The organism is Streptomyces catenulae, from assembly GCF_000718015.1.
GTDB classification, from domain to species: domain Bacteria; phylum Actinomycetota; class Actinomycetes; order Streptomycetales; family Streptomycetaceae; genus Streptomyces; species Streptomyces catenulae.
The window spans coordinates 40,658-62,749 of record NZ_JODY01000035.1; the positions used below are offsets into that span (position 1 = coordinate 40,658).

20 protein-coding genes are annotated in these 22,092 nt (G+C 73.0%); 5 read left to right on the forward strand and 15 right to left on the reverse strand.

Annotated elements, in window-relative coordinates; genetic code table 11:
- Nucleotides 1-7: 7 nt before the first annotated feature.
- On the reverse strand, nucleotides 8-1,975 hold the full coding sequence (locus IF23_RS0125865; protein WP_030287712.1) for an FAD/NAD(P)-binding protein: 1,968 nt from the start codon (nucleotides 1,973-1,975) through the stop codon (nucleotides 8-10).
- Between the two features lie 224 nt (nucleotides 1,976-2,199).
- Nucleotides 2,200-3,240 carry an NAD(P)H-dependent flavin oxidoreductase gene (locus IF23_RS0125870; RefSeq protein ID WP_030287714.1) on the reverse strand — a complete coding sequence of 347 codons (1,041 nt, stop codon included), beginning with the start codon at nucleotides 3,238-3,240 and terminating at the stop codon, nucleotides 2,200-2,202.
- A gap of 399 nt (nucleotides 3,241-3,639) precedes the next feature.
- Between IF23_RS0125870 and IF23_RS0125875 the strand changes: the two genes are divergently transcribed.
- Nucleotides 3,640-4,542: a LysR family transcriptional regulator gene (locus IF23_RS0125875; RefSeq protein WP_051739898.1), complete on the forward strand. Its 903-nt coding sequence runs from the start codon at nucleotides 3,640-3,642 to the stop codon at nucleotides 4,540-4,542.
- Between the two features lie 62 nt (nucleotides 4,543-4,604).
- On the opposite strand, the gene hemB is transcribed toward IF23_RS0125875, so the two are convergent.
- The 5 genes from hemB to IF23_RS0125900 all read right to left on the reverse strand — a co-directional run bounded on the left by hemB (nucleotide 4,605) and on the right by IF23_RS0125900 (nucleotide 10,538).
- On the reverse strand, nucleotides 4,605-5,594 hold the full coding sequence (gene hemB, locus IF23_RS0125880) for a porphobilinogen synthase (RefSeq protein WP_030287718.1): 990 nt from the start codon (nucleotides 5,592-5,594) through the stop codon (nucleotides 4,605-4,607).
- A 126-nt stretch (nucleotides 5,595-5,720) separates the two neighbouring features.
- A complete protein-coding gene (locus tag IF23_RS0125885) occupies nucleotides 5,721-7,382 on the reverse strand; it encodes a bifunctional uroporphyrinogen-III C-methyltransferase/uroporphyrinogen-III synthase (protein WP_030287720.1) in 1,662 nt (553 codons plus the stop codon).
- Nucleotides 7,379-8,401 (reverse strand): hydroxymethylbilane synthase, encoded by a 1,023-nt coding sequence (gene hemC / locus IF23_RS0125890; RefSeq protein ID WP_030287722.1) that lies wholly within the window; start codon nucleotides 8,399-8,401, stop codon nucleotides 7,379-7,381. The genes IF23_RS0125885 and hemC overlap by 4 nt, the downstream gene beginning before the upstream one ends.
- Entirely contained in the window at nucleotides 8,398-9,768 is a 1,371-nt protein-coding gene (locus IF23_RS0125895) for a glutamyl-tRNA reductase (protein ID WP_030287725.1), read from the reverse strand. The genes hemC and IF23_RS0125895 overlap by 4 nt, the downstream gene beginning before the upstream one ends.
- Entirely contained in the window at nucleotides 9,765-10,538 is a 774-nt protein-coding gene (locus IF23_RS0125900; RefSeq protein ID WP_030287727.1) for a redox-sensing transcriptional repressor Rex, read from the reverse strand. Before IF23_RS0125900 ends, IF23_RS0125895 begins: the two co-directional genes overlap by 4 nt.
- Nucleotides 10,539-10,871: 333 nt before the next feature.
- Here IF23_RS0125900 and IF23_RS0125905 point away from each other — a divergent pair, with 333 nt between their 5' ends.
- The 4 genes from IF23_RS0125905 to IF23_RS0125920 all read left to right on the forward strand — a co-directional run bounded on the left by IF23_RS0125905 (nucleotide 10,872) and on the right by IF23_RS0125920 (nucleotide 14,939).
- Nucleotides 10,872-11,159 carry a glutaredoxin family protein gene (locus IF23_RS0125905; RefSeq protein ID WP_030287729.1) on the forward strand — a complete coding sequence of 96 codons (288 nt, stop codon included), beginning with the start codon at nucleotides 10,872-10,874 and terminating at the stop codon, nucleotides 11,157-11,159.
- Nucleotides 11,160-11,377: 218 nt separating this feature from the next.
- Nucleotides 11,378-12,319, forward strand: a complete 942-nt coding sequence (locus tag IF23_RS0125910) for an HAD family hydrolase (protein ID WP_030287731.1) — start codon at nucleotides 11,378-11,380, stop codon at nucleotides 12,317-12,319.
- Between the two features lie 362 nt (nucleotides 12,320-12,681).
- Nucleotides 12,682-13,470 (forward strand): ECF subfamily RNA polymerase sigma factor, BldN family, encoded by a 789-nt coding sequence (locus tag IF23_RS0125915; RefSeq protein WP_030287733.1) that lies wholly within the window; start codon nucleotides 12,682-12,684, stop codon nucleotides 13,468-13,470.
- Nucleotides 13,471-13,757: 287 nt separating this feature from the next.
- A complete protein-coding gene (locus IF23_RS0125920; protein ID WP_030287735.1) occupies nucleotides 13,758-14,939 on the forward strand; it encodes a DUF5667 domain-containing protein in 1,182 nt (393 codons plus the stop codon).
- A gap of 59 nt (nucleotides 14,940-14,998) precedes the next feature.
- Here the strand turns inward: IF23_RS0125920 and IF23_RS0125925 are convergent, their stop codons facing one another.
- The 8 genes from IF23_RS0125925 to IF23_RS0125960 form a co-directional block, all read right to left on the reverse strand.
- Nucleotides 14,999-15,994, reverse strand: coding sequence for a lysophospholipid acyltransferase family protein (locus tag IF23_RS0125925; RefSeq protein WP_030287737.1), 996 nt, complete (start codon nucleotides 15,992-15,994; stop codon nucleotides 14,999-15,001).
- Between the two features lie 14 nt (nucleotides 15,995-16,008).
- A complete protein-coding gene (locus IF23_RS0125930; RefSeq protein WP_030287739.1) occupies nucleotides 16,009-17,052 on the reverse strand; it encodes an NAD-dependent epimerase/dehydratase family protein in 1,044 nt (347 codons plus the stop codon).
- Nucleotides 17,053-17,275: 223 nt separating this feature from the next.
- A complete protein-coding gene (locus tag IF23_RS33120) occupies nucleotides 17,276-17,374 on the reverse strand; it encodes a 30S ribosomal protein bS22 (RefSeq protein WP_003948845.1) in 99 nt (32 codons plus the stop codon).
- Nucleotides 17,375-17,493: 119 nt separating this feature from the next.
- The gene (locus IF23_RS0125940; RefSeq protein ID WP_157848084.1) at nucleotides 17,494-17,703 is read right to left on the reverse strand and encodes a helix-turn-helix domain-containing protein; all 210 of its coding nucleotides are present in this window, start codon (nucleotides 17,701-17,703) and stop codon (nucleotides 17,494-17,496) included.
- A 138-nt stretch (nucleotides 17,704-17,841) separates the two neighbouring features.
- Complete coding sequence (locus IF23_RS0125945) at nucleotides 17,842-18,666, reverse strand: phosphatase (protein WP_030287742.1); 825 nt, start codon at nucleotides 18,664-18,666, stop codon at nucleotides 17,842-17,844.
- Between the two features lie 93 nt (nucleotides 18,667-18,759).
- Nucleotides 18,760-19,935: an acetoin utilization protein AcuC gene (locus IF23_RS0125950; RefSeq protein ID WP_030287745.1), complete on the reverse strand. Its 1,176-nt coding sequence runs from the start codon at nucleotides 19,933-19,935 to the stop codon at nucleotides 18,760-18,762.
- Complete coding sequence (locus IF23_RS0125955; RefSeq protein WP_030287747.1) at nucleotides 19,904-21,154, reverse strand: MFS transporter; 1,251 nt, start codon at nucleotides 21,152-21,154, stop codon at nucleotides 19,904-19,906. Before IF23_RS0125955 ends, IF23_RS0125950 begins: the two co-directional genes overlap by 32 nt.
- A gap of 152 nt (nucleotides 21,155-21,306) precedes the next feature.
- Nucleotides 21,307-21,954: an HAD family hydrolase gene (locus IF23_RS0125960; protein WP_030287748.1), complete on the reverse strand. Its 648-nt coding sequence runs from the start codon at nucleotides 21,952-21,954 to the stop codon at nucleotides 21,307-21,309.
- Nucleotides 21,955-22,092: the final 138 nt, after the last annotated feature.

The following is a 22,092-nucleotide window of genomic DNA, read 5'->3' on the forward strand; positions in this document are numbered from 1 at the left end:
CGCCGTGTCATGCCCGGGCCGTCAGCTGCCGCCGCCGCTCCTCGTCGGGCGTACGGAGCGCGGTGAGCACCGCCCGCGCCACCGCGTCCGCGTCGCCGAGGATGACGGAGTCGACGCCGGGGCGGACGCCCGCCGCCGTCGCCCAGTGGACGCCCTCGGTGGGGACGCCGAACGCGTAGAGGTCCGGGTGCGGGGCGCCGGTGGCGTCGACGACGCGGTAGGGCGGGCCGGTGACCTCCAGGGCGCCGGTGGTGTGGACGGCGTCGCCGTGCCGCAGGGTGTGCAGCCGGGCCAGACCGTCGGTGAGGAGTTGGCCGGTCAGCGGGTCGTCGGTGTGGGCGATGCCCGCCGGGGGCAGCCGCGCGTCGATCAGGACGCGGGCCTCGCGGCGGCTGCCGGGCAGCCCCGGGGCGTGGCCGGTGAAGTGGCCGTCCGGGTGCGCCTCGACGGTGAAGCCGGGGCCGCCGACGGTGACGATGCCCGCCTTCATCAGCGCGATCAGCTCCTCGATCCGGCGGGCGGGCGGCCCGATGGAGACGAAGGCGTTGAGCGGGGTGTAGTGGCCGTCGAGGGCGTCGCGGTGCGAGTCGGGCAGGATCCCGCCGTGGTCGACGACCTGCCGGACCTCGTTGCGCAGATCCCGCAGCGCGTCCAGCGCCGCCTTGCGCGGATTGCGGACGTTGCCGCCGACGGCGTCCCGGACGTCCTGCGCCAGATGGTCGAGCAGCCAGGCGGAGAACGCGCCGTGGTCGGCGAAGGCGGCGTCGCGGTACGGGGTGCGCACATCCGCCCAGTCCCAGTGGTCCTCCGCGGTGAACCCGAGGGCGGCCAGGGCGCGCGCCTTGACCGCGGGGTCGCCCGCCACCGCGGCGAGCAGGGCGTCGTCATCGGCGCACCCGGCGCCGGACCGCTCCGCCCCGTCCGCGTCCGCCCCGTCCGCCCACCGGGCCCGCTCCTCCCCCAGCGCCCGGTAGTAGACGTACTCGACCTCCCGGCAGACCAGCGGCCACACGTCCCGGTCGAAGTCGAGACCGCCGTCGGCCGCGCGCCGCCGGAGGCCGGATATCGCCCCGGGCGTGAGGAAGCGCGGCAGATGGCGGCCGGTGACGCCCTTCTGGTTGTGGCCGCGGGCGTGGTACGGGACGCCGCGGCGGGAACCGGCGTGCAGATACGGCTCGGCGCCGGACGGCAGATACTTCAGGCCGTCGCCGGTCTCCACGAAGCGGCCGCCGCGCCCGGTGGTGAGCAGCGCGAGGTAGTCGAAGAAGTTCAGACCGAGACCGCAGACGAGGACGCCCTCGCCCGGCTCGATGTCCCGCAGATCGACATCGGCGGGGTTGGCCATCGGGTAGTAGCGCAGCCCGTGGCGGGCGGCGAAGTCGCGCAGCCCGCGCTCGCGGGGGCCGGACGCACCCGGCAGATGACCCAACGTCAGTACGCACTGGTCGGCGCTGATCCGGCCGCTGTCGGAGGTCTCCAGGACCAGCCGCCCCTCCGGCCCGCGGGTGATCGCACGGACCCGGGTGTGCCGGGGCACCAGGTGCACGGTGGCGGGCAGCCGGGCCGAGACGTGCTCCAGGACCCACTGGAGGTAGCGGCCGTACAGCGCCCGGGTCGGATAGTCGTCCGGGCCGAGCCGGGCCGCCTCCGCCTCCAGGTGCGGGGCGGTGGTGCGCAGTTGGGCGAGGTGGACGGCGTTGCGGGCCCACTCGTACAGGCTCGGGCCGGGGACGACCGGGCCCGCGCAGCTGACGCTGTCGTCGGTGAAGAGGGTCACCTGGGAGGCGACGGTGTTCATCAGCAGCTCGGGCGACTGCTCGGGCCGCCAGACCCGGCCGGAGCCGAGGGCGTGGGAGTCGATGAGGTGGACGGTGAGGTGCTCGGTGGCGTCGTGCCGGGCGTTCTCCGCGAGTCTCTCCAGGACGGAAAGGCCCCGCGGGCCGAGCCCGACGACGGCGACGGTTCGGCTGGTCATTTCCGCTTCTCCGATCGGACGGATTCACATCGGACGGTTCACATCGGACGGATCACACGGTGCGAACGGCCCACGTGGTGGCTGTGAGGACGTGGTGCCGGTGGTGCGTGTCGTGCTGTCGTGCCGGTGGTGCGTGCGGTGCCTGTCGTACGAACGGTGCGCCCGGGTGGCCCGCGGGCCGGTGGTGCGGCCCGCGGGGCGGGTGAGCGGGGTTCGGGGGGCGGTCAGTCCCGGTGCAGGGCGGCGGAGGCGTCGGCCCACAGCCGCTCGGTCAGCTCCCCGGCCGGAACGCACTCCGCCTTGCGGTAGTTGACGCCCGCCCACAGGCTCAGCCCGTGGGCGTCACCGGCGGCCGCGGCGGCGGCCCGCAGCGGCTTGGTGAGCTGGTTGACGAGGGGGTAGGCGACCGGCGCGGCGGCGTCGTGCTCCTCGATGAAGCGGTTGCGCAGCCCGCGCGCGTAGCGGCCGGAGAACGCCCGGGTGACGACGGTGGTGTCGAACTCCGGCCGGGTCAGCGCCTCCTGGTACGCCGCGGCGGTACCCGCCTCCGGGGTCCGCAGATACGCGGTGCCCAGCTGTGCGGCCGTCGCCCCGGCGTTCAGCACGCCCGCGACATCCGCGCCGGTCGCCAGGCCACCGGCGGCGATCAGCGGCAGCCGGGTGCCCGCCGCGACGGCCGCCAGCAGCTCGGCCAGCGGGGTCGCGTCGGGCTCGGCGTACGGGTCGAAGGTGCCGCGGTGCCCGCCCGCCTCCGGGCCCTGCACACAGAGCGCGTCGACGCCCAGCGCCGCCGCCTCCTTCGCCTCGGCGGGCGTGGTGACCGTCGCGACCACCCGGCTGCCCACCCGCTGCAGCGCCTCGACGGTCTCCGCGGGCGGCGCGCCGAAGGTGAACGACACGACCGGCACCGGGCTCTGTGTCAGCAGCGCGATCTTCTCGTCCCAGGAGTCGGTGTCGCCCTGGTCGGGCTCGGGCAGGGCCACCGCCCGGCGCTCGGCGTCCGCGGTCAGCTCGGCGCGGTAGGGCGCGACGGTGTCGGGGTGCGGGACCTCCTGCGGGACGAAGACGTTCACCCCGAACGGGGCGTCGGTCCCCGCCCGCACCCCGGCGATCTGCTCGGCGAGCTGCGCGGGCGTCTTGTACCCGGCGGCGAGGGTGCCGAGGCCACCGGCCCGGCTGACGGCGACCGCCAGCGCGACGGAGCCCGGGCCCCCGGCCATCGGGGCCTGCACGATCGGGATACGCAGGTGGGAGAGGTCGAACACGGTGGCTCCTTCGGTGCGGGGAGGGTGGGTGGCGAGCGGCGGGGAGCCGGGGCCGACGGCGGACGGCACGCGGGAGGAGCGGATGCGGCACCGTGCGACCGGCGGCGGGGCGCCCCGGGTCGGGAGGTCGAGGTGGCGGGCGGCGGGACGATCACGCCCGGCGGGCGCACCGGCACCCTACGGGCGGCGCGCCGTCCGAGGAGCCCGGGCGCGGCGCCCCGGCCCGTCCCCGTTTCCACGCCGCGGCCCCCACCCCCTGACGTCCTCCGTGGCCGTGCGGACCGCGCAGCCGCGCCACGGAGTAAAGAACTGCCCGAAAAGTCCCGGTCGTTCGGTAAGCCTACGGAGCCCCCGGAGCGCTGAGAAATGCTTCTCGCTGCTGAACTATGCTTCCCGGGCATGGACCTGGAACTGCGGCATTTACGCGCGTTCACCGCGCTCGCCCACCACCGCTCCTACACCCGCGCCGCGACCGAATTAATGGTCACCCAGCCCGCACTCTCCCGCACGATTCAACAACTGGAAGCGACGCTGGGCATTCGCCTCGTCGACCGCTCGTCCCGGCATGTCGCCCTCACCGCGGCCGGGCAGGAATTCCTCTTCCACGCCCGCCGGGTCCTCGGCAACCTCGACCAGGCGGCGCGGGACATGCGCGTCCACCGCACCCTCCGCCTCGGCTTCAGCTGGCTGCTGCCGGACCCGTGGGCGCAGCGCACCATCGCCCGCTTCGAGCGCGCCACCGACGCCGAAGTCACCCTCGCCCGCGTCGACAATCCCGTCGCCACCCTGGAAACGGCCCGCATCGACATCGCCGTATTACGTGGCCACCTGGAACTCACCGGGGCGACGGTTCACCCGCTCTTCGACGAACAGCGCATAGCCGCGATATCAACATCTTCTTTTCTCGCGACACGAAAAAGCATCGACTGGTCGGAATTCCACCAGTGGCCGCTCGTGGTGAATACCGTCACCGGCACCACCAACCCCGGCTCCTGGCACCCCGCCGCCGCCCCGCGCACCGTCGTCCCGTGCGCCAATTACGACGAGTGGCTGGAGACCGTCGCCGCCGACCGGGGCGTCGGCGTCGTCCCGGCGCTGGCCGCCCGCCGCGCCGCCCACTCCGGCGTCCGCTTCATCCCGCTCACCAACGCCCCCACCATCCCCGTCCGGCTCGCCCACCTCCCCTCCGGCGGGCGCCGCCCGCTGCTCCGGGAGTTCCTGCACGCCGCCACCGCCCCCGAGTGCACGGCCACCACCGGCACCCACGCCGACGGTCCCGGGAACGACAACGGCGTCCGGTGACCGTGGAGCCGGTCACCGGACGCCGTCACGGCAGGCGCGCACCGCACGGCGCGCGCCCCCGCTCACAACCCCTGCGCGACCTCCGTCGCCCAGTACGTGAGGATCAGGTCGGCGCCCGCCCGCTTGATGCCGGTCAGCGTCTCCAGGATCGCCTTGTCCCGGTCGATCCAGCCCTTCTCCGCCGCCGCCTCGACCATCGCCAGCTCACCGGAGATCTGGTACGCCGCGACCGGCACGTCCACCGCGTCCGCGACCTTCGCCAGCACGTCCAGGTAGGGCAGCGCCGGCTTCACCATCACCATGTCGGCGCCCTCGTCGAGGTCGAGCGCCAGCTCCCGCAGGGACTCGCGGAGGTTCGCCGGGTCCTGCTGGTAGGTCTTGCGGTCGCCCTGGAGCGAGGAGCCGACCGCCTCACGGAACGGCCCGTAGAACGCCGAGGAGTACTTCGCGGTGTACGCGAGGATCGACACCTCCTCGTGGCCGGTCTGGTCCAGCGCGTCCCGGATGACGCCCACCTGGCCGTCCATCATGCCGCTGGGCGCCACCACATGGGCGCCCGCGTCCGCCTGGACCTGCGCCATCTCGGCGTACCGCTCCAGCGTCGCGTCGTTGTCGACCCGCCCGTCCGCGTCCAGCACCCCGCAGTGCCCGTGGTCGGTGAACTCGTCCAGGCACAGGTCCGACATGACCACCAGGTCGTCGCCGACCTCGGCGCGGACGTCGCGCAGCGCGACCTGGAGGATGCCGTCCGGGTCCGTGCCGACGGTGCCCGCCGCGTCCTTCTTCGCCTCCTCGGGCACGCCGAAGAGCATGATCCCGGAGACACCCGCCGCGACCGCCTCGACCGCCGCCTTACGGAGCGTGTCCCGGGTGTGCTGGACGACCCCGGGCATCGCCGAGATCGGCACCGGCTCCGAGATCCCCTCGCGGACGAACGCCGGGAGGATCAGATCGGCCGGGTGCAAACGGTGTTCGGCAACCATCCGCCGCATGGCGGGGGTGGTCCGCAGCCGCCGGGGCCGCGCGCCGGGGAAGGTTCCGTACTTCGTCATACCGTCCACGCTACGCCCGCCTCCCCGCTGCCTTTGCCGACGCGGCGTCGGCCGCGTACCCCCACGAAACGCCCCTGCCCCGCACCCGCCGGAGCGGATACGGGGCAGGGCGCGGGAGGTCTCCCGCTACGGCGTCGCGCGGCGGCGGCGCGAGCCGGGGCGCCGCTCGCTGGGGCGGGTCACCGGGTCACCCGCCTCGATCGCGGCGTCCCGGCGGGCGGCGCCGAAGTCCGCCAGCGCCTCCGCCAGCTTGTGCACCGACGGCTCGGGCGAGAGCACGTCCACCCGCAGCCCGTGCTCCTCCGCCGTCTTCGCGGTCGCCGGGCCGATACAGGCGATCACCGTGACGTTGTGCGGCTTCCCGGCGATGCCGACGAGGTTGCGGACGGTCGAGGACGAGGTGAAGAGCACCGCGTCGAAACCGCCGCCCTTGATCGCCTCCCGGGTCTCGGCCGGCGGCGGCGACGCCCGCACCGTGCGGTACGCGGTGACGTCGTCGACCTCCCAACCCAGCTCGATCAGGCCCGCCACCAGCGTCTCGGTGGCGATGTCGGCGCGCGGCAGGAAGACCCGGTCGATCGGGTCGAAGACCGCGTCGTAGGGCGGCCAGTCCTCCAGCAGCCCGGCCGCCGACTGCTCGCCGGACGGCACCAGATCGGGCTTCACACCGAAGGCGATCAGCGCCTTGGCGGTCTGCTCACCGACCGCCGCGACCTTGATCCCGGCGAACGCCCGGGCGTCGAGACCGTACTCCTCGAACTTCTCCCGGACCGCCTTGACGGCGTTGACCGAGGTGAAGGCGATCCACTCGTACCGGCCGGTGACCAGGCCCTTGACCGCCCGCTCCATCTGCTGCGGGGTGCGCGGCGGCTCGACGGCGATCGTCGGGACCTCGTGCGGCACCGCGCCGTACGAGACGAGCTGGTCGGAGAGCGACGCGGCCTGCTCCTTCGTCCGCGGCACGAGGACCTTCCAGCCGAACAGCGGCTTGGACTCGAACCACGACAGCTGGTCGCGCTGCGCCACGGCGCCCCGCTCACCGACCACGGCTATGACCGGCTGCCCGCCGTCCGGCGACGGCAGCACCTTGGCGGCCTTCAGCACCTGGGCGACCGTCCCGAGGGTGGCGTTCCAGGTGCGCTGGCGGGTGGTCGTACCGGCGACGGTGACCGTCATCGAGGTGTCGGGCTTACGGCCCGCCGACACCAGCTCACCGGCGGCCGCGGCCACCGAGTCGAGGGTGGTGGAGACGACCGCGGTCGCATCGCTGCCGCCCAGCTCGGCCCAGCAGCGGTCGGTCGCGGTGCGCGCGTCGACGAACCGGACGTCGGCGCCCTCGGCGTCGCGCAGCGGCACACCGGCGTACGCGGGAACCCCCACGGCGGCGGCGATGCCCGGCACGACCTCGAAGACGATGCCCTCGGCCGCGCAGGCCAGCATCTCCTCGGCGACATCGCCGTCCAGACCGGGGTCACCGGTCACGGCACGCACGACCCGCTTGCCGGTGCGCGCGGCCGCCATGACAAGATTGGAAGTGTCACGCAGCGAGGAAACTTCTGCGGGCATGACGGGCTTTGACGCCTCGTCAGCTGACGCCTGCAGCGGTGTGTCCACCTGTGCGCGGGCGTGCACGCGCACGACATCCAGCACCTGCGGGTCGGCGATCAGCACGTCCGCCTGGGCCAGTGCCTCCACGGCACGCAGCGTCAGCAGACCCGGGTCTCCCGGCCCGGCACCGAGGAAGGTGACCTGACCGGAGGCGGAGTGATTCGGGGCGGTGGGGTTCAAAGTGCTCGCTCCCCCATAAGACCGGCCGCACCCTTGGCGAGCATCTCGGCGGCGAGTTCACGGCCCATGCGCAGCGGCATCGTGGTGTCGTCGGGAGAGGCGGGTACGTGCCCGGTGGTGGACAGCTGCACCAGCGCGCTGCCGTCGGTCGTGCCGACGACGCCGCGCAGGCGCATTTCGGTGACAGCCTGCTCGTCGGCCATGGGGCCTCCCCCGCTCGAACGGAGTCGAGAGCTCGGGGAAACCTCGGCCAGCGCACCCACAGGTGCGCTGCATCCGGCTTCCAGGGCGGCGAGCAGGGAACGCTCGGCGGTCACGGCGACCCGGGTGAAGGGGTCGTCGAGTCCGGCGAGCTCGGCGGCGAGGTCCGCGTTGACCGCAGCACACTCGACCGCCAGTGCCCCCTGGCCGGGGGCGGGCAGAACCATGTCGGGCGACAGCAGCTGCGTCGCCTCGGAGATACGGCCGAGCCGGGTGAGCCCGGCGGCCGCCAGTACGACGCCGTCCAGCTCGCCCTTCTCGACGAAGGCGATGCGGGTGTCGACGTTCCCGCGGATCGGGACCGCCTCGATGCGGCGGCCCAGCTGCCGCGCCCAGGCGTTGAGCTGCGCCATCCGCCGCGGCGAGCCCGTCCCCACCCGGGCGCCGTCCGGCAGCTCCTCGAAGGCGAGCCCGTCCCTGGCTATGAGCGCGTCCCGCGGGTCCGCACGCCGCGGCACGGCCGCCAGCGTCAGGTCGTCGGGCTGCGTCGTCGGCAGGTCCTTGAGCGAGTGGACCGCGAAGTCGATCTCCCCGGCGAGCAGCGCATCGCGCAGCGCGGAGACGAAGACGCCGGTGCCGCCGATCCGCGCGAGCTGCTCGCGGGAGGTGTCGCCGTACGTGGTGATCTCCACCAGCTCGACGGGGCGGCCCGTCAGCTCGCGGACCGCGTCGGCGACCTGTCCGGACTGGGCCACGGCGAGCTTGCTCCGCCGTGTGCCCAGCCGAAGGGGCGTGCCCCTCGTTGTGCTGTCAGTCATGCCCGCTCCCGTGCTGCATCGTGCCTGTCGGCCCGCGTGTCGGCCCTGCTGACGGCGGCGACCGTCTCGGGGTCGAGATCGAAGAGTTCCCGCAGCGCGTCCGCGTACCCGGCGCCGCCGGGCTCGCTGGCGAGCTGCTTGACCCGCACGGTGGGCGCGTGCAGGAGTTTGTCGACGACCCGGCGCACGGTCTGGGTGATCTCCGCGCGCTCCTTGTCGTCCAGATCGGGGAGGCGGCCGTCGAGCCGGGCCATCTCGCCCGCCACGACACCGGCGGCCATGGTGCGCAGCGCGACCACGGTCGGCGTGATGTGCGCCGCGCGCTGGGCCGCGCCGAAGGCGGCGACCTCGTCCGCGACCAGGGACCGCACCTTGTCCACATCGGCCGCCATCGGCGCGTCCGCGGAGGCGTCGGCGAGCGATTCGATGTCGACGAGGTGCGCACCCTCGACACGGTGCACGGCGGCGTCGATGTCCCGCGGCATCGCCAGGTCGAGCAGGGCCAGGTCCGCGGTGCGCCCGGCGCGGGCGGCGGCGACCGCCTCGGCGCCGAGCACCAGACCGGTCGCCCCGGTACAGGAGACGACCACATCGGCGGCGGCCAGCTCCTCGTCCACCGCGGACATCGCGACGGCACGGGCCCGCAGGCCGGTGGCGGCGCCCGGGCCGCCCGGCTCGGTGAGGATCTGGGCGAGCCGCTCGGCGCGCTCGACGGTGCGGTTGGCGACGGCCAGCTCGCCGATCCCGGCGCGGGCCAGCGTGGTCGCGGCCAGCGACGACATCGAACCGGCGCCGATCACCAGCGCCCGCCTGCCCCGCGCCCAGTCGGCGACGTCCGCGCCGCCCGCGAGCTGCTCCAGGCCGAAGGTGACGAGCGACTGCCCGGCCTTGTCGATCCCGGTCTCGCTGTGCGCGCGCTTGCCGACCCGCAGCGCCTGCTGGAAGAGGTCGTTCAGCAGGCGACCTGCGGTGTGCTGCTCCTGGGCGACGGCGAGCGCGTCCTTGATCTGCCCGAGGATCTGCCCCTCGCCGACGACCATCGAGTCCAGGCCGCAGGCCACCGAGAAGAGGTGGTGGACGGCGCGGTCCTCGTAGTGGACGTAGAGGTAGGGCGTCAGCTCGTCCAGCTCGGCGGCGCCGTGCCGGGCCAGCAGCGTGGACAGCTCGGCGACACCGGCGTGGAACTTGTCCACGTCGGCGTAGAGCTCGATGCGGTTGCAGGTGGAGAGCACGGCGGCTTCGCTGACCGGCTCGGCCGCGACGGCCTCCTGGAGCAGCTTCCCCCGCACCTCGGGCGCGAGCGCGGCCCGCTCCAGCGCACTGACCGGGGCGGTGCGGTGACTCAGTCCTACGACAAGCAAACTCATGCCGGCATCACGGCGGGGACGTCCCCGTCCGGTCCCTTGCGGTCGTCGTCCGACGACGCGGAGGCGTCCACGGCGGCACGGGCCGCGGCGGCCGTCACCGCGCCCTCGTCGCCCGCCTTGCGCTGCTCGTGGAAGGCGAGGATCTGCAGCTCTATGGAGAGGTCGACCTTCCGTACGTCCACCCCGTCCGGGACGGTCAGCACGGTCGGCGCGAAGTTGAGGATCGAGGTGACACCGGCGGCGACGAGGCGGTCGCAGACCTGCTGGGCGGCGCCCGCGGGCGTCGCGATCACGCCGATCGAGACGCCGTTGTCGTCGATGATGTGCTCCAGCTCGTCGGTGTGCTGCACCGCGATACCGGCGACGGGCTTCCCGGCCATGGCGGGATCGGCGTCGATCAGCGCGGCCACCCGGAAACCACGCGAGGCGAAGCCGCCGTAGTTGGCGAGCGCGGCGCCGAGATTACCGATGCCGACGATGACAACCGGCCAATCCTGGGTCAGGCCGAGTTCCCGCGAGATCTGGTAGACGAGATACTCCACGTCGTAACCGACACCACGCGTCCCGTAGGAGCCGAGGTACGAGAAGTCCTTGCGCAGCTTGGCGGAGTTGACCCCCGCCGCGGCGGCCAGTTCCTCGGAGGAGACCGTGGGGACCGAGCGCTCGGAGAGCGCGGTCAGTGCACGCAGATACAGCGGAAGCCGGGCGACGGTGGCCTCGGGAATCCCTCGGCTTCGGGTCGCCGGTCGGTGAGTTCGGCCAGTTGCCACGGTGCTCCTGCGGGTAGAGCGGGGCTGCGGGCGGCCATACGTCACCCGACCGCCCTGTCCTGTGCAGGCTATGTCTTTGTGAACGCGTGCACAAAGATGATGTCCGCTTTGTCTGGCCAAAGTGATCGGTGTCACGCGGGTTTTGACGCGGTCCGTGGAACCAACTTCCCCACCACGCCGTTCGCCCGCTACCCGCAGGTCACACGGGGTAGCCGACGGGAGCACGGGTCCTCACTCCTCACCGCTATGCCCCCGGAAACCTACAAATCGCCCACCGATGGTAGTCGACCTCCGGGCCGTCCCGCGCCGCCGCGCTCCCGGCACAATGGCCCCATGGCCCCCTCGTTCGGCATGTTCCAGCGCGCCCCCCGCAAGAGCCCCGCGGAGCGCACCGTCACCCTCATCGGCAGGCCCGGCTGCCACCTCTGCGACGACGCCCAGGCCGTGATCGAGCGGATCTGCGCCGAGACCGGCGCCTCCTGGGAGAAGAAGGACATCACCGAGGACGCCGAGCTGCACCGCAAATACTGGGAGCAGATTCCGGTCATCCTCGTCGACGGCGCCCAGCACGACTTCTGGCGCGTGGACCCCAAGCGCCTCCGCACGGCACTCGGCGCCTGACCCGGCGCCCGCCCCGCCACCCGCTCTTCGCCGCCCCACCCGTAGCGCGACACCGGGCCGTCACCGGAACCACGGAACCGACTGGCTACGCTGTCCGTATGGCCCGCCCGTCGCCCGACCACCGCCCCGGTAGGAGTCCCTTCGGGACGCCCGAAGCACCCCAGCCCGACACCCCGTCCCCCACCCCCGCCCACCGTCTCGGTGCCGCGCTCGCCGGGGTGCGCGCGCCCGCCTGGCTCGGCCGCCGCCGTCGCCCCGCCACCGCCCGCAGCGTGCTGGCCGGGGAGGCCGCCGCCGAGGCCGCCCGCAAGACCTCCCAGGAGGCCGAGGAGGCGGAGGCGGAGCAGGCCGAGGGGGCGGCGGAGGAGCCGGAGTTCCCGGTCGTCGGCGACGACCGCGCCGCGGCCTTCTTCGACCTCGACAACACCGTCATGCAGGGCGCCGCCCTCTTCCACTTCGGCCGCGGCCTCTACAAGCGCCACTTCTTCCACAAGCGCGAACTGGCCCGCTTCGCCTGGCAGCAGATCTACTTCCGGCTGGCCGGCTCGGAGAACCCCGAGCACATGGCCGACGTCCGCAACAGCGCCCTCTCCATCGTCCAGGGCCACCGCGTCTCCGAGCTGATGTCCATCGGCGAGGAGATCTACGACGAGTACATGGCCGAACGCGTCTGGCCCGGCACCCGCGCCCTCGCCCAGGCCCACCTCGACGCCGGACAGAAGGTCTGGCTGGTCACCGCGGCGCCGGTCGAGACCGCGACGATCATCGCCCGGCGGCTCGGCCTGACCGGCGCGCTCGGCACCGTCGCGGAGTCCGTCGGCGGCGTCTACACCGGCAAGCTCGTCGGCGAACCGCTGCACGGCCCCGCCAAGGCCGAGGCGGTCCGCGCGCTCGCCGCCGCCGAGGGCCTCCAGCTCGCCCGCTGCGCCGCGTACAGCGACTCCGCCAACGACATCCCGATGCTCTCGCTCGTCGGCCACCCCTACGCCATCAACCCCGACGGGCGGCTGCGCAAGCACGCCCGGGAGCACGGCTGGCGGCTGCGCGACTACCGCACGGGCCGCAAGGCCGTCCGTATCGGCATCCCGGCGGCCGCCGGGGTCGGCGCGCTCGCGGGCGGCGCGGCGGCCGCCGTGGCCCTCCAGCGCCGCCGCCGCTGACCGGCCCGGCACCCGCCTACCGCCACCGCTGACCAGGATTGATCATCGGCAGGCGGGCGCGTCCGTTCACCCCGGAGCCTCGCCCCGCCCCACCTGCGGTCCGGTTGCTGGCGCTCCACCACAACACGCCCTCCAACCTGGCAGATTGCGTCACCTTTCGATCAAAAGCTGCTCAGTAATCGATACTACTTCCGCCACCAACCAGGCACGGATCGTAAGTAATCGATGATTTGAACAACTGGGTGTAGCGCTGCCTATACGAAGCGTTATTCTCCTCAGACGCATTCCGGAACCCACACGTCCCTACGACGAGTGAATGGTCCCGCACTGCACGTGATGGAAGCTCTGCCTCTGGGAGTCCCGTGTACCCACACGTCGGGGTTGACGCCTCGGGCCTGGCTACGCTGCGTACGACACTCGTCGACCACCTGCGCAGTTTTGTCCCCACCGCGTACGCCGTCCCCGCATTCGCCACAGCCGTCCCCGCCGGCCCCTGCTACGCCCTGGCCGACGGGAGCGCGGCGGTCGGCAAGCCCGCGACCGCCGGCAGATCCCGCCGCTCCGGCACCGGCACGACCACCGCCCGACGCCCCGTCGACAGCGACAGCCGTCGCATGATGGACCTCGTCGAACGCGCCCAGTCCGGAGAGGCCGAAGCCTTCGGCCGCCTCTACGACCAGTACGCCGACACCGTCTACCGCTACATCTACTACCGCGTCGGCGGCCGGGCCACCGCCGAGGACCTCACCAGCGAGACGTTCCTGCGGGCCCTGCGCCGCATCGGCACCTTCACCTGGCAGGGCCGCGACTTCGGCGCCTGGCTGGTGACGATCGCCCGCAACCTCGTCGCCGACCACTTCAAGTCCTCCCGGTTCCGCCTGGAGGTCACCACCGGCGAGATGCTCGACGCCAACGAGGTCGAGCGCAGCCCCGAGGACTCCGTCCTCGAATCGCTCTCCAACGCCGCCCTGCTGGAGGCGGTCCGCAAGCTCAACCCCCAGCAGCAGGAGTGCGTGACCCTGCGCTTCCTGCAGGGTCTCTCGGTCGCCGAGACCGCCCGTGTGATGGGCAAGAACGAAGGCGCGATCAAGACCCTCCAGTACCGCGCGGTGCGCACCCTCGCCCGGCTGCTGCCCGAAGACGCCCGCTGACCGACCGCCCACCCCCCGCCCCCTCGTTCGCCTTCCGGTCACCCGTACGCCCGCATCCGGTGACGTACGGTGAGCGGTTGTGCCCCCTCGGTCAGATCATCGTGTGTGCGTAACCCGTGTGCCGCGCCGCTCGTTGTGCGGGATGCAGGCTCCAAGCGGTCACGCCCTGTCCGCTGCCTCTCACTCCTACGAGTGGCCGCGGAGGGTGGCGTACAACCGTCCGGCCCGTCTGGATGGTCCAAGTCCAGTCAGGGGAGTCGAGCGGGATACGAGAGGAGGTGCCGCCCGTGATCGCGAATATCTCGGTGCACCGGCGGGCCAACGCCTTCGCCCAGGCCCTGGAGGACCAGACCTCCCGGGGCGCGGCCGAGGACCAGGACGACACCGCGGCACAGACGCCGGGTGAAGCACGACTGTTGGGGGTGGCGGACGGCCTCGGGGAACTCCCGAAGCCGGAGATGGCCACCGAGGTCAAGACCGTCCAGCGCGCCCAGCTGATGGCCGCGATGGAGGCCGCCTTCACCGAAGGCAGCCCCTCCGACGGCGCCCGGGTGCCCGAACAACGCACCCACCGCGCCGCCGAGCAGCTCGGGAGGCTGCGTCCACGCTCCCGGCTGACGAAGCGGCTGGCAGCCGGCGGACTGACGGTCGGGGTCGCCGCGGGGGCGCTCAGCGGCGTCGCCGCCGCCAGCTCCGACGCACTCCCGGGCGACTCCCTCTACGGCCTCAAGCGGGGCATGGAGGACTTCAAGCTCGGCCTGAGCGACGACGACACCGACCGCGGTCGGCTCTACCTCGACCAGGCCGCCACCCGGATGCTGGAGGCCCGCCGTCTGATGGAGCGCGGCCGGGTCGCCGACCTCGACCACGAATCGCTCGCCGAGGTCCGCCGGACGCTCGCCGGGATCACCCACGACGCCGGAGAGGGCCACCGCCTGCTGTACGCCGCGTACCAGCGGGACGGCTCCCTCGGCCCCATCGAGGCGCTGGACTCCTTCGCCACGTCCCACCGCGCCACCTGGTCACAGCTGCGCGACCGGCTCCCGGTGCAGCTCACCGATGCGCGGGACGAGGTCAGCTCGGTCTTCGACGCGATGGACAAGCAGGTCAAGCCGTTGCGCGGGCTGCTGCCCACCCCGGAGAAGGCGGCCCGGCAGGGCTCCTCCCCCGCCTCGCCGGACCACTCCTCCGGGCAGCCGCACCCGTCGCCGTCCGTGGAGCGGGCCCCGTCCGGTACGCCCGGTGAGGCGGGCCGCCCGACGCGGCCCTCGTCCAGCCCCTCCGAGGAGCAGGGGCTGCTCGGCGGCGACACCGGCGGACTGCTCGGGGGTCCCGACCGCGACGACACCCCGACGCCCTCGCACGGCGGCGGCAAGGGGCTCACCGACCACCCCGACATCACCGTGCCGCCGCTCATCCCGGGTCTGCTGCCCGGTCTGGGCATCGACGGCGAGAACAGCCACGGCTGACGGATCGCGGCCCGCTCCCCCTCGGCCCTGCGCCGGACGGGGAGCGGGCCGCGGTGCGGTCAGAAGAAGACCGACCGGCGCTGCACCAGCAGCTTGTACAGCGTGTGCTGAATCGTTTCCCGGACCTGGTCGGTGAGGTTGAACATCAGCATCGGGTCGTCGGCCGCCTCCGGCGGATAGCCGTCCGTCGCGATCGGCTCGCCGAACTGGATCGTCCACTTCGTCGGCAGCGGCAGCGCGCCCACCGGCCCGAGCCACGGGAACGTCGGCGTCAGCGGGAAGTACGGCAGCCCCAGCACCCGCGCCAGCGTCCGGGCGTTGCCGATCATCGGGTAGATCTCCTCGGCGCCCACGATCGAGCACGGCACGATCGGCACCCCGGCACGCAGCGCCGTCGAGACGAAACCGCCCCGCCCGAAGCGCTGGAGCTTGTAGCGGTCCGCGAACGGCTTGCCGATGCCCTTGAACCCCTCGGGCATCACCCCGACGACCTCACCGCGCTCCAGCAGCTGCTGCGCGTCCTCCGCGCACGCCAGGGTGTGCCCGGCCTTCCGCGCCAGCGCGCTGACCACCGGCAGTACGAAGACCAGATCGGCCGCGAGGAACCGCAGGTGGCGCTCGGCCGGGTGGTGGTCGTGGATCGCGGTCTGCAGCATCAGGCCGTCCAGCGGCAGCGTCCCGGAGTGGTTCGCGACGACCAGCGCGCCGCCCTCCGCCGGGATGTTCTCCACGCCCCGGACGTCGACCCGGAAGTACTTCTCGGCCAGCGGGCGCAGCAGCGACATCAGGACCTGGTCGGTCAGCTCCTCGTCGTAGCCGAAGTCGTCGACCTCGTACTCGCCGGTCAGTCGCCGCCGCAGGAAGCGCAGGCCCCCGGCGAGCCGTTCGTCCAGCGAGCGGCCGCCGCGGGCCGCCGGGGGCGCCGGGCGCGGCCGGTCGCCCGTGCGGGCCTCCGGTACGGGCGTGAGCGGGACCGCGGTGCCGTTCACCGGCCGCCGGGCCGTGCGGCGCGCCCGGGGGTCCTCGCCGAACGGAATGACCTTGGCGTCCGCCATCTCGCGTGCGCTCCTCACTGGGCCGGACGCGCGCTGAGCACGTCGGCGAACCGGTCGACGGTACGGGCGAGGGACTCCGGCGGCAGCAGCCCCGGGCCACGGCTGCGGGCGAACTCCGCGAACGTCTCCGCCGTCGTGTACCGCGGCTCGAAGCCCAGCGTCTCGCGCATCTGCGTGGTGCGGACCACCCGGCCATGGGTCAGCAGCCGGATCTGCTCCGGCGAGAAGTCCGTGACGCCGACGGCACGGAGCGCGGCGCCCGCCCAGGTGACGGTGGGCAGCAGCAGCGGCAGCGTCGGCCGCCCGAGTCGGCGGGCGGTCTGCGACAGCAGCAGCACGCCGTCGCCCGCGATGTTGAACGTGCCGCTGTTGAGCGTCCCGGGGCGCGGTGCGGACGCCGCGATCAGCAGCGCCGCCAGCGCGTCCTCCTCGTGCACGAACTGCAGCCGCGGGTCGTACCCGAGGACGGTCGGCAGCACCGGCAGCGAGAAGTATTCGGCCAGCGGGGAGTCGGCGCACGGGCCCAGGACGTTGGCGAAGCGCAGTACGCAGACCGCGACGTCCGGGCGGCGCCGCGCGAAGCCGCGGACGTACCCCTCGGCCTCGACGACGTCCTTCGCGAACCCGCCGGACGGCAGCGACTTCGGCGGGGTGTCCTCCCCGAAGACCGCCGGGTCGCGGGGGGCCGAACCGTAGACGCCGGTACTGGACTTGACGACCAGCCGCTGCACCCGGGGCGCCTTCTGGCACGCGCCGAGCAGCTGCATGGTGCCGATGACGTTGGTCTCCTTGACCGCGGTACGGCTGCCGCGGCGGCCCGGCGGGGTGCTGTTGACGTCCATGTGGACGACAGTGTCGACGCCGGTCTCGGCCAGCACCCGGGCGATGGCCAGGTGCCGGATGTCGGCCTGGAGGAACTCCGCGCCGCCCAGTGGATGTACGGGGGCCACCGCGTCGACGCCGATCACCCGCTCGACGGACGGATCGCGGAGGATGCGCCGGACCAACCGGCCGGCGAGCTGCCGGGCGACTCCCGTGACGAGCACGACCCTGCCCAAGACCGGCCCTCCTTCCGCCCTCGGCCGCCGCCTGCGCCGAGCTGTGCGCTCCACGCTATCGGGTCGCCCCGGCACCACGGCGACCTCACGCTGCCCGGGGTCGCATTTCCGCCCCACCGGCCCCAGAAGCGGCCCCGACGGTCGGCCGGAAAGGCCCCGGAACGCACCGTGGCCCCCCACCGCACAGGGCGGTGAGGGGCCACGAAAACGCCAGCCGCGTCGCTTACTTCTTGTTGCGACGCTGCACGCGGGTGCGCTTGAGCAGCTTGCGGTGCTTCTTCTTGGCCATCCGCTTGCGCCGCTTCTTGATAACAGAGCCCACGACTACCCTCGCTCACTTCGAATTACTCGGTGCGGGGCGTCCGAGCCCACACTACCTACATCGGGCCAGCCTACCCGGCGCCGGGCGTACGGCGTAATCCGAGGGCCCGGAAGCCTCCGTCAGGCCGATTCGACGCCTACGTAGGACTCCCGGAGGTAGTCGTGGACCGCCTGCTCCGGCACGCGGAACGACCGGCCCACCCGGATCGCGGGCAGATGACCGCTGTGCACCAGGCGGTACACGGTCATCTTCGACACTCGCATCACGGTGGCGACCTCCGCCACCGTCAGAAAAACGACCTCGTTCAGAGGCTTCTGGTCCGCAGCCATGCCACACCTGCACCTTCCGCATATGACGGGCACCGGCTTCCCCTCCGGTCACTCTTCGTCGCTATGCGCTCACTCCCCAATTTAGGGGCGGGTGATGCGAGTGGGGAAGAGGAGCCACCCGGACCGCAAAAACCTCCGCTACCAGGGCAGTTCAGCTCTATTGAGGACATAACGCCACAGCGGTCCGTAGTGCTCCCCGGCCACCCCGTCGTCCAGGGGCACCACGGCGCACACCCGGCCCTCGGCCTCCCCGACGAACGGCCCCGGATCGTCCGCATCCGCCAGCCCGATCGCCTCAAACCCCAGCTGACCTGCACCGCAGATCCAACCGTGATCACCGACCACCAGTTCCGGCAACGGCCCGCCACCCTCCGCCGCGGCGGCCAGCGCCAGCCGCACGGGGAGGGGCGAATGGGTATGCACGCGCCCCTTTGCGGATGCGCCCCCCACGCCGGTCCCGCGCACCAGCGCGACTCCCCGTACGTAGTCGAGTACGTACGTGCGTACGCCGAACGAGGTCGTCATCCGGACGGGTAAGCCCCGCCCAGGAGTGACTACGACGCACCCCGCGGCGGTCAGTCCGCCCGCGAGCGCCGCGTAGAACTCCAGCAGACGGTCCGGGTGTCCGGTGCCGAACAGCACCGGGGCGCGCCGCGCCGCCGCCGCCGCGATCCGGTCGGCGAACCGGTCCAGGGCGGCGAGCGTCCGGTCCGGGTCGATCACGTTCGGGCCCCGGGTCCGCGCCGGGTCCGCCGCCACCCCGCAGCGCCGCGCCATCAGCCGCAGCACCTCCCCGACCGGCCACTCCCCCACCGGGTCGAGCCCCAGCAGCGCCCGGGGGTCGCGCGCCGCGAAGAGGCGGTAGCGCGCCAGGCTCTTCTCCCGCGGCGTCGCGAGGGTCCCCGCGAGCCGCGCCTCGACCAGATGGGCGCGCAACGCACCGGTCCCCGACACGGCGCCCATGCTGACCCGCCGCCCCCGACCCCGGGCCGGAACCGCCCGGTAGTCACACATCCGGACGCACCGTCCCGTACGGGAGACCCGTACGGACTCACCTCACGGCAGCAGCCCGTGCGCCGGGAAGACCGCCCGGCGGGTGGCGAGGATGGCCTGGTCGAGCCGGTCGGCCGGGTCGTAGCCGCCCTCGGTGAAGTCGCGCCAGCGCGGTTCGACGCCGTCGGTCATCCGGTGCGGCGCGGGCTGCCGGGTGCGGCGGAACGCCTCGTGCCGCCACTCCTCCGGCACCGGCGTCTCCGGGGCGAGCGGACGCCCGGCGGCGACGGCCGTCAGATGGGTCCAGGCCCGCGGCACCACGTCCACCACCGCGTATCCGCCGCCGCCCAGCGCGATCCACCGCCCGTCGGTGTGCTCATGGGCCAGCGTGTGACAGGCGAGCGCCACCGCCCGCTGCGCGTCGAGGCTCACCCCGAGATGCGCCAGCGGGTCCTCGATATGGGTGTCCGCACCGTGCTGGGTGACCAGGACCTGCGGCCGGAACGCGCCGAGCAGTTCGGGCACCACCGCGTGGAACGCCCGCAGCCAGCCCGCGTCGCCGGTCCCCGCGGGCAGCGCGAGGTTGGCCGCGCTGCCCTCCGCGCCCGGCCCGCCGGTCTCCTGCGGCCAGCCGGTCCCCGGGAACAGCGTCCGCGGATGCTCGTGCAGCGAGACGGTCAGCACCCGCGGGTCCTCCCAGAACGCCGCCTGCACGCCGTCCCCGTGGTGCACATCGGTGTCGACGTACGCGACCCGCTCCACGCCCAGCTCCAGCAGCCGCGCGATGGCCAGCGCCGCGTCGTTGTAGACACAGAAACCCGCCGCCCCGCCCGGCATCGCGTGGTGCAGCCCGCCCGCGAAGTTCACCGCGTGCAGCGCGTCCCCGCGCGCCACCGCCTCGGCGGCGCCCACCGACTGACCGGCGATCAGCGCCGACACCTCGTGCATCCCGCGGAACGCCGGATCGTCCTCGGTGCCCAGCCCGTACCGCGCGTCCGCGACCGCCGGATCGGCGGAGGCGGCCCGTACCGCGTCCAGGTAGTCGGCGCGGTGCACCAGCCGCAGCGTCGACTCGCCCGCGGGCCGCGCCGCGACCACCTCCACGGGCGCCCGGTCCAGCCCGAACGCCTCCACCAACCGCATGGTCAGCGCCAGCCGTACGGGGTCCATGGGGTGCCCGCGGCCGAAGTCGTAGCCCGTTACTGCCTCATCCCACATCAGCTGTGCGCGGCCGCTCATGCCCGTCACCGTATCGGGCACCGGACGCCCCGAACGAGCGGGCGTACACCAGTGTCAGCAGCACCAGCAGCATCGGTACGAGCATCGCGCCCCGGTAGCTCCACGCGTCCCCGAGCGCCCCGACCAGCGGCGAACCCACCAGAAAGCCCACATAGTTGAAGATGTTCAGCCGCGCGATCGCGCCGTCCGACGCCCCGCCGCCGTCCCGCTCGTACGCCAGCCGCCCGGCCGCCGCGAAGGTCTGCGGCACGATCACACAGAGCCCGAGGCCCAGCAGGGTGAACCCGGCCATCCCGGCCCACGCCCCCGGCGCCGCCGCGACCACCGCGAACCCACCGGCCGCGACCACCGCCCCCGCCCGCACCACCGCGACCGCCCCGAACCGCCGCACCCCCAGATCCCCGACGGTCCGCCCCAGCAGCGTGGTGATCATGTAGACGTTGTACGGCACGGTCGCCAGCTGCTCGGAGCTACCCAGCACGTCCTGGAGGTACTTCGCGCTCCAGTTGGAGACCGTCGAGTCCCCGATGTACGCACACGCCATCACCAGGCACAGCGGCAACAGCAGCCGCATCGAGACGGCGGTGGCACCGCTCGACGGCCCGCCGCACGCCTGGCCTCCGCCGCCCTGCCCGGTGGCCGCCGCTCCGTCGACGAACCACCGCCCGGCGACCACCGCCACCGGAACGAGCACCGCGACCACCGGCCCGTACAGCACCCCGAGCGACAGCTCCCAGTGCGCCCCGGCCCAGGCCAGCGACGCCCCGACGATCCCGCCCAGGCTGTACGCGGCGTGGAAGCCCAGCATGATGCTCCGGCCGTACGCCCGCTGAAGGCTGACCCCGAGCATGTTCATGGCGGCGTCCAGCACGCCCACCGCCAGCCCGAACACGGCCAGCGCCACCGCCGCCTGCCCCATCGAACGGCCCGCTCCGGCCGCCAGCAGCGCCAGACAGACCACCGGCTGCACCACACGGAGCACCCGGCTCGGCCGCACCCTCCGCACCAGCCGCTCGGTCAGGACGCTGCCGACACCGGCCAGCACCGGCACCGCCGCGAGGAAAGCGGGCAGCAGGGCATCGGAGATCCCGTACCGGTCCTGGATCGCCGGAATCCGCGTCACCAGGAGCGCGAACACCGTGCCCTGGACGAAGAAGCTGAGGGCCAACGCGACCCTGCCGTACCGCGCTTGCGTGCCTGGAACCCGGGGCGCCGTCATGGCCGCACAGCCTAGAACTCACCGCTACCGAGGGGTAGATGGATCACCACGGCAATTCCACGGGCACCGCCCGGCGGCCGGTGGCCACCAGGCCCGCCGATGCCGCGCGGACGGTACGGACCCGCGCGGACGGCGCCCGTCCGCCACCCGCGCTACGCCGACAGCAGCGCGGGAAGCTCCGCCATCTCCGCGAACAGCCCGGTGGCGTCGCCCAGCCGCGCGGCGGGGGTCATCGCCGTGAAGCCGTACACATCCATCCCCGCCGCCCGCGCCGCCGCCACCCCCAGCGGGCTGTCCTCGACGACCGCACACCGCTCCGGCGCCACGCCCATCCGCTCCGCCGCGTACAGAAAGAGATCCGGCGCCGGCTTTCCCCGCCCGACATCCTGCGCCGAGAAGATCCGCTCCTCCTCGAAGTGCCCGAACAGCCCGGTGGTCCGCAGCGCCACCCGAATCCGCTCATGACTGCCGGACGACCCGACGCAGTACGGCACCCCCGCCGCGGCCAATCCCTCCAGTACGGAGCCGACGCCCCGCACCGGCTCCAATTCCGTACGGAACGCGGCGAAGACCCGCCCATGGAATTCCTCGTCGAACCCGTCCGGCAGCTGCTTCCCGGACCGCTCCCGCACGATGTCGTGAATACGGGGCATGGCGGAGCCCATGTAATCCCGTATCGACTCCTCGTATGTGGTGGGGTGGCCCAGCTCGGTGAGATGACCGGCGAGAATCCGATTCGAGATCGGCTCGCTGTCCACCAGCACCCCGTCATTGTCAAAAATGATCAGGTCGTAGCGCATCCGCCGAGCGTAACGGCCCTGAAGTTCTTGAAAGGTTTTGAACGCAAAAATGCTCCGGTCCCCGGAAACCATCACTGGTTTCCGGGGACCGGAGCTAAAAATTGTTCGGCGGCGTCCTACTCTCCCACAGAGTCCCCT